14 protein-coding genes and 1 tRNA gene are annotated in these 13,973 nt (G+C 51.5%); 12 read left to right on the top strand and 3 right to left on the bottom strand.

Annotated features, from left to right (window positions below):
• Nucleotides 1–11 precede the first annotated feature (11 nt).
• Genes AAA857_RS07950 through AAA857_RS07935 form a run of 4 tightly spaced genes read left to right on the top strand, consistent with a single transcriptional unit; the run spans nucleotide 12 to nucleotide 3,426 of the window.
• Complete coding sequence (locus AAA857_RS07950; RefSeq protein ID WP_338174425.1) at nucleotides 12–1,391, top strand: NAD(P)/FAD-dependent oxidoreductase; 1,380 nt, start codon at nucleotides 12–14, stop codon at nucleotides 1,389–1,391.
• A gap of 9 nt (nucleotides 1,392–1,400) precedes the next feature.
• Entirely contained in the window at nucleotides 1,401–2,189 is a 789-nt protein-coding gene (locus tag AAA857_RS07945) for an HAD-IIA family hydrolase (RefSeq protein ID WP_338174424.1), read from the top strand.
• Between the two features lie 5 nt (nucleotides 2,190–2,194).
• Nucleotides 2,195–3,091, top strand: a complete 897-nt coding sequence (locus AAA857_RS07940) for a nuclease-related domain-containing protein (protein WP_338174423.1) — start codon at nucleotides 2,195–2,197, stop codon at nucleotides 3,089–3,091.
• 47 nt (nucleotides 3,092–3,138) lie between these two features.
• Entirely contained in the window at nucleotides 3,139–3,426 is a 288-nt protein-coding gene (locus AAA857_RS07935; RefSeq protein ID WP_338174422.1) for a SemiSWEET family transporter, read from the top strand.
• On the opposite strand, the gene AAA857_RS07930 is transcribed toward AAA857_RS07935, so the two are convergent.
• Nucleotides 3,420–4,430 carry a glutamine synthetase beta-grasp domain-containing protein gene (locus AAA857_RS07930; protein WP_338174421.1) on the bottom strand — a complete coding sequence of 337 codons (1,011 nt, stop codon included), beginning with the start codon at nucleotides 4,428–4,430 and terminating at the stop codon, nucleotides 3,420–3,422. The two genes, AAA857_RS07935 and AAA857_RS07930, sit on opposite strands and share 7 nt — an antisense overlap.
• A gap of 313 nt (nucleotides 4,431–4,743) precedes the next feature.
• On the opposite strand from AAA857_RS07930, the gene AAA857_RS07925 reads away from it, so the two are divergent.
• On the top strand, nucleotides 4,744–4,875 hold the full coding sequence (locus AAA857_RS07925) for a hypothetical protein (protein ID WP_338174420.1): 132 nt from the start codon (nucleotides 4,744–4,746) through the stop codon (nucleotides 4,873–4,875).
• A 50-nt stretch (nucleotides 4,876–4,925) separates the two neighbouring features.
• Here the strand turns inward: AAA857_RS07925 and AAA857_RS07920 are convergent, their stop codons facing one another.
• The gene (locus AAA857_RS07920; protein ID WP_338174419.1) at nucleotides 4,926–6,707 is read right to left on the bottom strand and encodes a CocE/NonD family hydrolase; all 1,782 of its coding nucleotides are present in this window, start codon (nucleotides 6,705–6,707) and stop codon (nucleotides 4,926–4,928) included.
• A 96-nt stretch (nucleotides 6,708–6,803) separates the two neighbouring features.
• On the opposite strand from AAA857_RS07920, the gene pyrF reads away from it, so the two are divergent.
• Nucleotides 6,804–7,598, top strand: a complete 795-nt coding sequence (gene pyrF / locus AAA857_RS07915) for an orotidine-5'-phosphate decarboxylase (RefSeq protein WP_338174418.1) — start codon at nucleotides 6,804–6,806, stop codon at nucleotides 7,596–7,598.
• Nucleotides 7,599–7,634: 36 nt separating this feature from the next.
• The gene (locus tag AAA857_RS07910) at nucleotides 7,635–7,952 is read left to right on the top strand and encodes a hypothetical protein (RefSeq protein WP_338174417.1); all 318 of its coding nucleotides are present in this window, start codon (nucleotides 7,635–7,637) and stop codon (nucleotides 7,950–7,952) included.
• A 594-nt stretch (nucleotides 7,953–8,546) separates the two neighbouring features.
• On the opposite strand, the gene AAA857_RS07905 is transcribed toward AAA857_RS07910, so the two are convergent.
• A complete protein-coding gene (locus AAA857_RS07905; protein WP_338174416.1) occupies nucleotides 8,547–9,596 on the bottom strand; it encodes a DegT/DnrJ/EryC1/StrS family aminotransferase in 1,050 nt (349 codons plus the stop codon).
• A 90-nt stretch (nucleotides 9,597–9,686) separates the two neighbouring features.
• Here AAA857_RS07905 and AAA857_RS07900 point away from each other — a divergent pair, with 90 nt between their 5' ends.
• The 5 genes from AAA857_RS07900 to AAA857_RS07880 all read left to right on the top strand — a co-directional run bounded on the left by AAA857_RS07900 (nucleotide 9,687) and on the right by AAA857_RS07880 (nucleotide 13,962).
• A complete protein-coding gene (locus AAA857_RS07900) occupies nucleotides 9,687–12,131 on the top strand; it encodes an ATP-binding protein (RefSeq protein WP_338174415.1) in 2,445 nt (814 codons plus the stop codon).
• A 25-nt stretch (nucleotides 12,132–12,156) separates the two neighbouring features.
• Entirely contained in the window at nucleotides 12,157–12,687 is a 531-nt protein-coding gene (locus AAA857_RS07895) for a heme-binding protein (RefSeq protein ID WP_338174414.1), read from the top strand.
• 77 nt (nucleotides 12,688–12,764) lie between these two features.
• Nucleotides 12,765–13,433 carry a nitroreductase family protein gene (locus AAA857_RS07890; protein ID WP_338174413.1) on the top strand — a complete coding sequence of 223 codons (669 nt, stop codon included), beginning with the start codon at nucleotides 12,765–12,767 and terminating at the stop codon, nucleotides 13,431–13,433.
• Nucleotides 13,434–13,487: 54 nt separating this feature from the next.
• Nucleotides 13,488–13,574 (top strand) — tRNA-Leu (locus tag AAA857_RS07885).
• 79 nt (nucleotides 13,575–13,653) lie between these two features.
• Entirely contained in the window at nucleotides 13,654–13,962 is a 309-nt protein-coding gene (locus AAA857_RS07880; RefSeq protein ID WP_338174412.1) for a hypothetical protein, read from the top strand.
• Nucleotides 13,963–13,973: the final 11 nt, after the last annotated feature.

The following is a 13,973-nucleotide window of genomic DNA, read 5'->3' as shown; positions in this document are numbered from 1 at the left end:
GTGGGACCTTCATGAGCGGTACATCTGCTGTTGAGTCAGTTCCCTGGAACAGCCCTATTGACACGGGTGAACTCCCTAAAAACGGAGCTTCATTCGACTCGATTGTTGTTGGAGGTGGACCCGGTGGAGCGTCCGCTGCAGGCTATCTGGCCATGGGCGGTCAACGCGTCTTGTTGATTGAAAAGGACATTTGGCCAAGAGACAAAATTTGTGGGGATGCCGTTGGTGGTAAATCTTTGAGTCACGTTCAAAGGTTAGGTGTCAAGGAACATCTTGAACAAACCCCCCACTTCCGCGTCACAGGGATTCTCTTTTCATCACCAAAAGGGCATGAGGTTCGTGTCGCTCTTCCCGAAGAAGATGTTGCCCGCCTTGAAGCGGGTTATGCCCTGCCCCGGGAACAATTTGACACGCTCTTGTTTAGAGAAGTTCAGGCAACGGTTCGAAAAGCAGGTGGAGCCGTGATTCAGGGCGGAGAAGTTCGCCAAGTCCTCTACGATGACGGCAACGGTGGCGAAGACCCTGGGCCAAAAAGTGGCGATGCTCGCCACGGTTCAGGAGTTGTTGTACGAATCGGTGGAAGGGGTGGAGAGGAGTTGACGTTTCACGCCTCAAACCTCGTTGGAGCCGCAGGTTATCGTTGCCCCGTCGCTAAGTCAATGCTTGAGGAGACGTACGAGGAGCCCATGGTTGACCGCGACCACTACTGCGCCGGTTACCGTGAATATTGGACCGGTGTCAAGGGATGTGAGGCTCAAGTCGGCGACATTGAGATTCATTTCGTCGACTCGGTTCTGCCCGGCTATTTCTGGCTCTTCCCGGTCTCTGAAGGCGTTGTTAACGTTGGAATTGGAATGGTTATGTCCGAAATGGACAAGCAAAAGATGAAGCTCAAGGCCTTGCAATCTGACGTGATTGCAAACCACAAATTGTTCAAAGATCGGTTTGCTGATGCGACCATGATCGAAGGTTCGGGTCGCGGTTGGCAGTTGCCCTTTGGCTCACCACGAAAGAAGGCCAAATTGCAACCTCGCAGGTCTGCTGCGAATCGCGTATTCTTGGTCGGAGATGCCGCCACATTGGTTGACCCGTTCAGTGGCGAAGGCGTTGGAAATGCATTGGTTAGCGGTGAGTTAGCTGCACAACACATTCTCGATAAGAAGGCCCCGATGGACTATCAGAAGGCCCTTTGGGATGCTTTGGGTCCCGAACTCACCAATTCACACCGCATGCAACGAATGAGCCGAAAGGCATGGCTCCTCAATTGGTTCGTCAAGAAGGCTTCAAAGAAACCTGTCATTCAAGAAATGATGACGGAAATGATCGCCAGTAAAGAAGCGCAAGAGAACCTGCACTCGCCATGGTTTATGTTCAAGACACTGATGTTCTGAGGGAAAGATATGGACGCTCAACTCAACGAAATTGACGCTGTTTTCCTGGATCTTGACGGGACCATTTACCTCGGTGGTGACCTCATTGAAGGGGCCGAGGCGTTTCTCCAACGCTGCACAGAACGCGGTGTGCGCCGATATTTTTTGTCCAACAACTCGTCCAAATCTGTTGAGCAATATTTGAAGAAATTGCACGGTTTAGGGTTGGAGGCAAAAGCCGACGATGTCCTTCTATCAACGCATGACCTTCTGGCGTGGCTCAAGAAAGAGAACGTAACGGAAACGTGGATGGTCGGAACCGAGGGAATGCGGAGCATGCTTGAACAGCAGGGCATAGCGACAACGAGTTCTGCGCCTCAATACGTCGTCCTTGGCTACGATACTGAATTGACGTATGATAAAATTTCAATGGCTAGCATTCACATGCACTCCGGCGTACCATTGGTGGCCAGCCATCCTGACATGGTGTGTCCAAGTCCTGATGGCGGACTTCCCGATGTCGGCGCCTACCTTGCGATGTTCAAAGCCACGACCGGCCAAGACCCCGTGCACATCACGGGTAAACCAAATGCTGGAATGATTCTTCACAAAATCGAAGCCCTTGGCTTGGAACCTGGACGATGCGCCATGGTCGGTGACCGATTGTATACCGATATGGCGATGGCTACAAGGGCGGGAGTCGTGGGCGTGCTGGTCTTGTCAGGAGAAGCAACTCGTGAAGACGTTGCAGCATTGAACCAGGACGCAGAACAACGACCAACCTTCATCGTGGAAAGCGTTGACCAACTTCTTCGGTGAACGGCATGAATTGGTCCCAGCGATGGAAATGGTGGCGCCAGAGAAAGGTTTCATCGCCTCCTGACGACATTCATCGTGCTGGTGAGTTGGCTGAACAACGGTTGGCTAAAATCAGCAGAGCTGCGGGAAAAACCAACGGATGGAACGTCTTTGAATCGGTGCGCATCCCCGATATTGAACAAGGTGGAAAGCGGGAAATTGACCTTGTAATTGTTGGCGGAGGAACGATGCTGGTGGTTGAACAGAAACATTGGTCCGGTTCTTTTACCATCAACCACAAAGAAGAATTTATTCAAGAACGGAACAACGGAACAAGCCACAATCACAGCACCGTAAGTCAGCGTATTGAACGAAAAGCCAAGATTCTCCATGAGATGTTCAAAGCACGCCATCCAGATGGTAAGGAAATCACGGTCCGTGTCTTGTTAGCATTCACCCACCACAAACTCGAGTGGCCAAACAACGTTGGGATACTCAATTCGGATGTCAGAAATGAAAATCAATTCATCAACTTGTTGGAAGAAGAAAACCCCGGCCCCCTCAACCAAGACTTGTTTGATTTTGTCAACGGGTTTGGGACGTGGGATGAGATCGAATTGAATGGGGGATTGATGCTCAAGGGGGACGTCCTCGGATTGGGGCTTGGTGACGACATTGCTCGATGGCAGAATTCGTGTGAAGAGCCACTTCTCGGTAATGCGAGTCACGCCCGCTCATTCTTTTCGCTGTGGTCAAAGGAGCCGTCAAACGTTGAATTATACTACGGCCAACAGCATGTGAAAGCATCGCTTCCATACGGTAAATCATTGCGGATGCATGTTGTTGGACGAAAAGAGCCTGAAGATGTTCCTTGGGCCGGTATTGTTCGGCTCAATCTTTCAAAACCTCCATCAAGCCCCTGAAGGCGCTTGGGAGAGGATTCAAACACCAAGAGCGTGGCCGCTTATTTGTGGCAGAAGCATGGATTGAGGCCATCGGTTTGTTGGCCGGGGTTGTTGGAATCATTGCATGGGTTCCTCAAATCATTGAAGTGTGGAAGCATAAACGTCACGAAGGAATTTCGCTCCCTACCTTCGCCGTTGTTTTCGTAGCACTTTCAATGTGGCTGCTCTACGGAATACTTGTTGACTCCTTGGCGATGATCGTAGCGAATGTCATGACCCTTGCTGTCATTCTCACCGTAATCATCGGCGTTGTTCGTGCTCGAAAGGACGAGCGGGGAACTTCCATTCAATAAGCCGCTTTTGTGGTTGAAATAATCACGGAACCGATCTTGTAGGGGTCCCCGTTTGAGGCGGGACGGCGGTCTTCAAGGCGACCTATCCAGCCATCATCTACCGTGCTGATGGGCACGCGAATTGATGCGCCTCGATCCGAAACACCGTACGAAAACTGGTCAATGGATTGGGTTTCGTGGAGGCCGGTCAAACGAAGTTCGTTGTGAGCGCCGTATACGTCCATGTGCTTCTTGACGTTCTTTCCAAATTCTTCACAAATTTTGTTGAAGAGTTCTTCCCCTCCCTCATCTCGCATTCGTCCATCGCTGAAGTTGGCGTGCATTCCTGAACCATTCCAGTCTCCCTTGACGGGTTTTGGATGGTATTCAATGTAGTACCCGTAGCTTTCTGTCAAACGGTCGAGAAGGTAGCGTGCAACCCACAATTCATCACCCGCTCGCTTTGCACCCTTTGCAAAGACTTGGAATTCCCACTGGCCACAAGCAACTTCTTGGTTGATTCCTTCAAAGTTGATTCCTGCATCAAGGCAAAGGTCTGCATGTTCTTCAACAAAGGCGCGTCCGTGTGTGTTTCTCCCACCAACTGAACAATAATACAATCCTTGAGGGCCTGGATATCCACCGACTGGGAAACCAACCGGGAGGGTTGTTTCAACATCCATGATGAAGTATTCTTGCTCAAATCCGAACCAAAAGTCTTCGTCGTCATCGTCAATGGTTGCCCGTCCGTTGCTGGCGTGAGGTGTGCCGTCTGCATTCATGACTTCACACATAATCAAGAATCCATTGAAACGTTGAGGGTCTGGGAAGATTGCAACCGGTTGAAGCAGACAATCGGAGTCTCCACCTTCTGCTTGGAGGGTTGATGAGCCGTCAAAGCACCACACTGGACAGTCTTCGAGTTCACCGGAAAAATTGTTTTTCACCAGTGTTTTACTGCGCATGTTTTGCGTTGGTTGGTATCCATCAAGCCAAATGTACTCTAACTTTGCTTTATCAATCATAGTATCATATGCTTCGTTGATAAGACGGCTTATGAAACATACGCTCATAAAATTATCTTTTTACATAATCATTTGACCAATTAAGAAATAATATGGAATTCTTTTGATTAATTGAAATCGTCATTCTTTCAAGTGTATGCTCGTATGCCGTGTTTTTCGAATTATTTTGCGGCATCCGAATAGATGCTTTACCCACCCGTGTACAATCAATAATGTTCGTTCCGAGGGATGCAATGCAGGGAGAAGTAATTTATTCTGATTCCTTTATCCCACATTCATGCAAGGTTCACCGTGTCAAGTGCGCCCGCGTTTTATGTTCCTCGCCCTGCTCAGTTTGGCGTTTGTACTTCTGTGTGCCCCAAGTGCCCTTGCTGATGAGTCATCAGGAAGCGATATCGAGGATACAGCAAACTCACTGGATTTGAATGTTCTTTCAATGGATTGAATATCCTCATTCCTGGGACGTTCACCATCGAACTCAACGACTACTCGTAATCACTGGTTGTTGGCGGCATCTTCACCTTGCGGGGTGAGCAACATGCTGCTTCCGTCCCTCGTAATGTGGTCTACCGTGAGCATTCCTCCGTTCACAGTAACGGGACAAAGAAGACCGCACGCTGGTGCGAGGTAATCCTCTCCTGTTTCGGTGAGGACAAGGCGGATTCCGTGCCCTGCGGGTAGGTTGGCGTCAATGGCCTGAAATTCCATCAACATGGTCAATGTTTGACCGGGGAGGACGGTTGTTGGGTCGCTTCCACCTTGATGGTAGCGGATGTCCATGGTGGCGTGGCCAAGGCGAAGTCCGGTTTCCGCATCTTGCATTTCGGCAAAGATTTGCCCGCCGTCCATGGCGGCTGTTACATCTAGATGAAGTCGGAACAATCCTGACAGGTGGGCATCTTGGTCGGCAAAGAGAGCGGGGCATTCGAACGTTACGCTCATCGCCCCGCCGCCAGCAACGCTTGCTCCAGCAACACGCTGGCCGTTTTGAGTGCAAGCGTCAAGGGGTTGTTCCAATGGTTCTGCATCGAGTGGGGGCCAAGTGGATTCAATTCTCCACTCGCCGTCGTTGCGTTGAATTTGAGCATGAAGTTCGGGTTGAGGCCCTACGCCTTTGAGATAGTATTCAAACCACTCAAAGAGGTCTTGGGCCCAATCCCAACGCGTCATGTTTTGGATGGCTTCTCCGCCGTATCCTGAATCCTGATTGTTGTGTTTTGTCCACTGATCGGGGTAGTTGTGCTCCCACTGCCCAAGCATCCCCCGAACTTCGAAGCCTTCGTCGATGAAGGTCTGATACCACGGGAATACTTGGTGGGGGTCAACGTTCCAATCTTGCATGCCTTGTACCCAGTATACGCTACCTTTGTAATTCTCCAAGGCTTTGGAAATATGTTCTCGTTCATCGTAATAATTGGCCATGTAAGGGTCGAGTTCCCCGGCGCCGTAGGTGACGGGCCCTGCGAAGAAGCCCTCAATAATGTCGGGACAAATGTTGTCAAAGTCGTCTTCATTATAGTCAACGGTACTGCTGAAATAATTCATGTGCATGACTTGGCTTCGTGCTTCTGCACTACCGTTCTTGTAGAGGAGGGGGTGGAGGCCTGTTGTGCCTGAGATTGGAACGATGGTCGCCAGGTATTCGCTTCCAAGGGCCGCAGCTTCCCACTGTGTTGCGCCTTCATAGGATTTACCATAGAGGCCGACTTTGCCGTTGGACCAATTTTGTTGGCCCAACCATTCCACCGCAGCGTGGATGCCCCAGCCCTCACCTTCGCCACGATAATCAAAACAGCCGCTTGATTCCTCTGTTCCGAATACCGATACCTGGGCAAAGGCGTACCCGTGTGGAACGTAGTTTTCGTAAATGAAATCGCCCCGGCCCGCCCCAACAACGTTGGTTGCTCCACTTTCCGAACCGGGTTGTCCAAAGGAAAAGTAGGGGCTGACAACGGCGATGACGGGCACAGATTCACCTTCAAGGGTGTTCGAAGGAAGCCAGTAGGAGAGGTGGACGTTTGAGGTCGCTGGGCCTGTTTCCCAAACTCCGGATGTATCAACTTCAAACGTTGCTTCTTGGACAGCAAGGGCTTCGTAGGGTCCTGGTTCGAGGACATAAGAGATCGAACTGGTCCAATTCCAATCCAATTCGTGACGGTCCCAAACCGACGGGTAAAGCCCATCCATGCCTTCCTCCTCACCGTTTTTTTCGTCGCTTAAGCAACCTGAAAGCGGCATGAAAAGCAACAGGACAGCAAGAAATAACGCCTGTCGCATGGGTGGATTGGCGCGGCGGTCCATCATGAAGGTGATGTTTGTTTGACAAAACGCCACGCCGCAAGGATTGAGGGCAGGGTCGGTTCACCTTGGGTCATGGAAGCCGCAACAATTTGGGGAGAGCGATGGAAGTCGGCTACCAACAGCATGGCCAAAGAATACATGGAAGTTGCATGCCGAAAGCAGAGTTTGGTATGCCTCGCCGCCGACAAACCAACCATGAAGGAACTTGAGGATCTCATTGAGAATGTTGGACCCTATATCGCAGCGTTAAAAACCCACGTTGACCTTGTAGAGGATTGGACTGCTGAGCGCTGGGGAGCGTTCTGTAAGCGTGCATCAGCACACAACCTTTTGATTTTTGAAGACCGTAAATTTGCTGACATCGGTAAGATCTCTCGTCACCAAATGGGCGGAGTGTACGCCATCGGTTCTTGGTCTAACTTGGTCACGGCGCATCTGATTTCAGGTCCTGACATCGTGGACGGCCTCCAAGCCGGTTGGAGCGATTATGGGAATGAAGGTGGGGTGCTGTTGCTTGCTCAGATGTCGAGCCGTGGAAACCTACTCAATCCAAATTACACGGATGAAGTCGTCAGGCTCGGCATTCAACACACTGGCGTCTTTGGATTCATCGGCAATGGGTCCCGTCCCGAGGAACTCAAACTCTTGCGGGCTAACGTTGGAGTGGAAAAAATGATTTGGACTCCGGGAGTTAATTTGCAAACCGGCGATGGGGCCATGGGTCAGCGCTACGGCGACCCAACTGAGGCTGTACTTGCAGGTTCGGACTGCATCATCGTCGGTTCCGGAATTCACGGCTCTGATGACCCTGCATCTTCTGCGAAAGCATATGCCGATGCATCTTGGGCGGGCTTGTTGAATCGTTAGGCACATCTTGATGTCCTCCTGCGTGATGGAGGAGCCATGGCGGTGAATGTTTTCTTGGGATTATTCATCGCAGGATTAGGCCTTGCATTTCCTCTTTGGTTGATTTGGCGCGCCTATTCAACATCAAAGAAATTGGAGCAGGGGTTGCTCTTTGGAGACCCTGCCCTTTTGGAAAGCGACCAGTTCAAAATTGACCGAGTGACGCTCGGGCCACAAGGAACGCAACTGATCGAAAACGTCGAATTTGTAATGGCGCCTGCTGCAGCAACAACCAGTCATACGCAAGGAGGAAATGTAGATTCTGACCGAAGCATGATAGAAATTGAGCGGCGATATATTAGTCGACGGGCGTGAAGAAAAACCATGGCGCACCAATGCAACGGCCTCGGAGATCAAGCAATATTACCTCCCACAAGGCGGCACGCTTAGCCGGCAGAAACGGAGTATTGCTTATCGGATCTCATGGCCCTTGTAAATGAGCCCAACGGAAGAAGAGACAAGAGTGTGGAGCAAACAGTTCAGCAGTGGGGTGGCGCGAATGCGGGTTCGCAAGATGGCGTCTTGTATCGTCACCTGCAAGTCAAAAACGTCACGACGATTCCGCTAATCACGAACTTGGAATGGATCATCGATGCGAGAAGCAGGAGCGAGAATTCTAATTGAAGGAGGGCCCTTCCCTCACGTTGAAAAAACACGCTATGTCTGGCCAGGTTCGGCCAACAGATGGAAAGGTGTGGGAAGTTGACGAGTTTGAAGGGCGCCCTGGCTGGGCTTGTATCTGGCAGAAATCGAGTTGAACCAACAGACGGAAGTGAAGAAGTTGACAAACCAGAAGTGGATTAGGCCAGGAAATCACCGGACTTGGCTTCGTGGTCAAACCGATCACTGGCCGACACCATCGGGACATTGAACAAGGGCGCCACTACTGCATCGATGACGCGCTGAACTTCACTCGTCTGTAAGCTGATGGTGGATAGGGAAGGCAACCAAGTGAGAAGCGACTGAATCTGTAATTGGGAAGGTCGCATGATGTTGAGGGTGTGAGGCGTAGACGCTTTGGCGGTGGCAGGGTTGGCTGTAATAAATTCTTGAATCAATTCCTTTCCCGTCCAATGTTTCTCTCAGTGCATCGGGTTCATCGACCAAGAGGCAGTATTGATGCCAGGCATGTTGTGTGTTCTCTCGGATTTTTGGGAGGCGTATGCCTGGAAGGTTGGAAAAAGCTTGAGTGTAGAGTTTTGCTGTGGCTCTTCTGCGTTCAAGCCACCCCTCAAGCCGTTGCAATTGCACGCGGCCAATGGCCGCGGTGACTTCTGACATTCTCAAATTCGAACCCAATTCGTGCGATTCAAGGCGGGCATCTCGGCCATGATTGACCAAGGCGTCCATTCGTGCAGCTAAATCGCTTCGTTTTGTCATCATCATGCCGCCTTCACCGCCAACAGCAAGATTCTTTGAAGGGAAAAAGGAGAAGCACGCAATGTCTCCCAGGGCTCCTGCTTTTTGCGACCCATTTTGAGATGCTCCGTGGGCTTGTGCGGCATCTTCGATGTAGGCGATGTTGTTGTTCTCGCACCACTGCTGGAGTTCTGGAGCGCATAATTGTCCGAAAAGGTGGACACCGATGACCGCTTTTGTTCGTTCGGTTCGGGCCGCTTCCAACGCATCAAGGTCAACGCACCAGTACTCTGCTTCTACGTCAACGAACACGGGAGTTGCGCCAACCAATGAGACGCATGTTGCTGTTGCGATGTAGGTGAGAGACGGAACCAGCACTTCGTCGCCTGGACCGATGTCCAACAAACGGAGGGCTCCCCACAAGGCCACTGATCCGCTTTGACAGGGTGTGCCTTGCAAGGCACCACAATACTCGGAGAATTCTTTTCCGAAGGCTTTGCCTTGGGGCCCTTTGACCCAATGAAGGGAGTCAAGGGTTTTTATCGCAGCATCCCGCATCTCATCGTCCCACGAAGGTTTGGCCATGGTGATGCGTTCCATGGTACGGCGATGTGTTTCTCCTCCTTGAGTCTGCGTCTTCACCCTTGTTCCAATCGCGCCTTTCAAAACCTCCCACGCTTCTGCGCGGTCATGGAGTCGGAAGATGGGAGGCCTACTTGGGCTGACGATTCGCCGTCTGAAGGCTCCGGTAAAGGAAAGCTTGCCGACCTCGTTGGCGACCTTTTGAATTCCACCGAAGAAGTCAAACCTGCTTTGATTCGAAAAAAGAAGTTCAAGCCAAAAGGATTGTTTCTTGGTGCGCGAAGAGACAATGGAGAACCGATTGACATCAAACCCCAAATTCTCGCACGTCACGCAGCCATGCTCGGGTCAACCGGTTCGGGAAAAACGGTCATGGCCAAGGCCCTCATTGAGGAGGCCGCTCTTGCTGGAATTCCCTCGCTCATTATCGACCCGCAAGGCGACCTTGCCCGTCTAGCCATGGGAATTGACCCGGATGACCTTGAAGCCCAAGACGGAGACGTGGCTCGTGCGAAGCAATTGATGGAGAAATGTGAGGTGCGGATTTGGACTCCGCTGCGTAGCAAAGGACTTCCTTTGTGCATTGACCCGTTTCGCGCACCCCCATCTGACCTCGACCCCGAAGAAGCGATCACCGCTTGGGACATGATGGCTGCAGGGTTCGCAAACTTAGCAGGCTTTGATGTTGAGAAGCCTAAGGGGAAGACGGTGAAGCCGTACCTCTACGAAATATTGGTTGAAGGAACGCGATGTGGGTTGGATGTAGGTGATTTCCAAGCGCTCGCTCGAGTTGTTCGTGAACCCCATCAAGAATTCATTCGCCATCTGTATCCTGAATGTTTTGAAGAAGATGTTGACCCTGAAGACAAAATCAGCCCACCGACTTGGAACGAGGTGATGATTGAGCACAGGTTGACTGATTTCGAAGAGCGTCTGCCAAAATCAACGAGAGGTGAGTTGGCCAGAAGACTTTCAGCGTTTTCCTCTGGAGTTAACCAGTTGTTGTTCTCAAACGGAGTCCCGATTGACATTGACGCTTTTGTTGAACCCGCCATGCCCGGTAAGATTCCATTGAATATTGTCTACTTGAATACCATTCAGGATGAAAATCAAAAGCAGTATTTCGTCCAAGAATTGTCCCGTGAACTCTACGATTGGATGCTTACGCAACAACCTGCTGAAGGTGAGTTGAAGTTGTTGTTCTTCATGGATGAAGTCGCTCCGTATCTCCCTCCATATCCCCGGAACCCCCCTGCTAAGGACTTGATTAAATTAATTTTCAAGCAGGCCAGAAAATACGGCGTTGCATGTGTTCTTGCGACCCAAAATGTAAGCGATGTGGATTACAAAATCCTCGCCCAAGCCAATACGACGTTCATCGGTCGTTTCACTCAGCCGCAGGACGTTGAGAAGGTGCGCCATTTGCTCAAGGAAAGTGGAGGTGACCAAGACTTGGTCGCCCAATTACCAACCCTTGGTCCGGGGCAATTCCAAATGGTTGCTCCCGACGTCGACCCAAATCCTGTTCCCATTCAATGCAGATGGCTCTACACGGACCACGGTGCGCCACTGAACGAAGACCAGGTGGAGGAAATCATTGCTCCCGAAATACGTGCATGGGCCAAGACTCGTTCGGCTCGCGGCGGGTCCACCCGGGGTTCAGGCGCGGCGCACGCTGCCAGCCGGGGCTCTTCGTGGACCGGAGGGGGTGAATGGGAAGACGGCGCCGCCCAGAGCATTGTTGAAGCCGCTCGCATCAAATCGGTTGGCGGTATGGCGGCAGCAAGTCATGGCGTCGTGGATGATTCTGCGTTTGAAGTTCGGTTGATGGGTGGCTTAGCGGTACTTCGAGACGGTCGTGACCCGCTCTACACCATGCAAGCAGTGGTTAATGTCGCAACCGTACTTGCTCTTGGTTGGATTCTTTCTGCCCTCATGCTCGCATGGCGTGACAGTTCCTTGTCGGGATGGTGGTTGCTTGCTGGTGCTGTAGCGTGCATCGCCGCGGCTGGCGTGTTAATTCTTGAGTCGGTGCTTGGCCATGATGCCGAATTGCTCGCAAAGATCAGTCGGTTCGCCCATACCTTCCAGTTGTTGCTTGTCGGATGGTTATGGTCGCTGTTAGCATGGACGACGTGGGGTTCCCTCAACCTGCGAGGGGGCGAGGCGTTGCTTGAAGTGGTCGTCGTTTGGATCACTTTGTTTACCGCCATTGAATACCTCACTCGGTTCAAGCTTGGGCGGATGCGGTGGAACGGGGGTTCAGCGCTGGACAAAATAGCAGGTGTTTCCGCATTGCTTACCAAGTCTGAATTAACCGAAATGAAAGCAACCTCACGAGAACTTCTCAGTTCCATTCGGTGGATACTCCACGGAGTTACCTTGGCGTGGTTGTGCGTCTTGCTCTCAATGAGCAGCGGGGTTTTGCCCGCTGATTCTCCTGCAACATGGGGCAGGCCAACGCTTTGGTTAGCATCGGTCTACGGGTTGATGTTTTGCAGTGAGGCATGGTTGCGCCTTCGAGGAAGAATGCCGCCTGAAAACATCGCATAATAAGCGCATATACTGAGGGCGGGTCATGGGTGAAGAACTCGAAGAACCGGCGTATGACATTCTCCAAAATTACGGTAGTTTTGAGTTGCGGCGTTATACCTCCACCATACAAGCCCGGGTTCAAACCACAGGCCCTGGGCGACGCCCATCGGTTGGTGGTTTTCGGCGAATAGCAGGTTATATTTTTGGCGGAAACCAAGACAGAACTTCCATTGCAATGACGGCGCCGGTTGAAACTTGGGTAGAAGAAGGACGCGAGTGGATGGCGTTCACCATGCCTTCTGCTTACACGCTTGAGACACTACCGCTACCGGTTGACGCGGGGGTTTTGCTAACTGAATGCGAAGGGCGGGATGTTGCTGTGCTGAGTTTTTCAGGGCGGTTTCATCAAAGTAAAAGTCAGAAGTTAGGCCAACGCCTGAGGTCCATGGTCGTTGAGCAAGGACTTAGGCCAACTCAAGAGCCGATTCTTGCCGTTTATGACGGCCCGATGACGTTGCCCTTCAAGCGAAGAAATGAGATGCTTTTGCCCGTTGAACGCGTCTCCATGCGATGACCAGAAGTGATCCTTGTGGCCGCACCCTGTTCGGGTCGCGATTATGAACCGACGCCCTCAACATCTGCACGAGCATCATGCCAGACCACCCGTTTGTACCGTTACAATGGAACGAAGTGCCCCCCGCAACAATGCTCGAAGTGGCTGAAGCGAACTATGCTCTCATGAAAACAAGAAGAACGACGCGCCACTTTTCCTCACGTCCTGTTGAACGGCGTCTGATCGAGTTAGCGATCCTAGCGGGCTCAACAGCGCCAAACGGCGCACACCTCCAACCTTGGACGTGGGTTGCAATCAGCCAAGATGAATTGAAGGTGCATCTTCGCGATGCTGCTGAAACAGAAGAACACAAAACATACGATGAGAGAATGCCGGAGGCATGGTCCGAAGTATTGCAGCCGTTAGGCACAGACGCTGTCAAGGCCCACCTCACCGATGCTCCATGGGTTGTTGTATTGTTTAAACAAAAGAAACGTCAGAGGAGCAACAAAAAATGGGGCCCAACATACTACGCCACGGAATCCTGCGGCATTGCTGCTGGAATGTTCATTCAAGCGGTCCACACCATGGGGTTGGTCACCCTTACCCACACCCCCTCTCCGATGGGCTTCCTCCGAGAGATTCTCGGTCGGCCATCGCATGAAGAAGCCATGCTCGTCATGCCCGTCGGGTATCCTGCTGAAGATGCTGAAGTGCCCGACATACATCGTAAACATCTCGATGAGGTTGCGGTATTCATCGAATGACGGTACCTGTCCTGTCGCGGTGTTGATATACGCGGGGCGAGAGCCGAACTTGCCGCAGGAGTCGCCCAGCTTGGTCAAAGGCGCTGGGATGAGGTCCCAGTCCATATCGGTTCGCAGGTTCGAATCCTGCCTCCTGCACCATCATACGCCAAATGGAAAGGTTCATTCGCGCCCAAGGTGAAGTAAAAATAACTTTAACCAAAACGGGTTATTTCCCGTCATGGAATACCGCTTGACGGAATGGGATCACATCGGCACTCAATTTTCAAAAATGTTCTACGGGCTTGGGGATGTTGTGTTCACAACAAACTCCCTCTCCTTCTCTTCGACCGGTCCCGTGGTGGCCACTGGAATCGCATTGACGAAAGAAGGAGGGTTGGTCGCAAGCATGCCGTTGCACAGCATTGATTCGTGCTTTGAACGGGTTTTTTTTGGAGAGGATTTTGAATCAATACGCCTTGTTGGGCCTGCGTTTGATTATACGTATTCCATTCCGTTGGAGATTCTTAGGCTTCGTGAGTCTGCTTGAGCAATGGGTAC

Source organism: Candidatus Poseidonia alphae, from assembly GCF_943787815.1.
Classification (GTDB): Archaea; Thermoplasmatota; Poseidoniia; order Poseidoniales; family Poseidoniaceae; genus Poseidonia; species Poseidonia alphae.
Note: the sequence above shows the minus strand (reverse complement) of the source record. Positions and strands in the feature narration are given on the sequence as shown.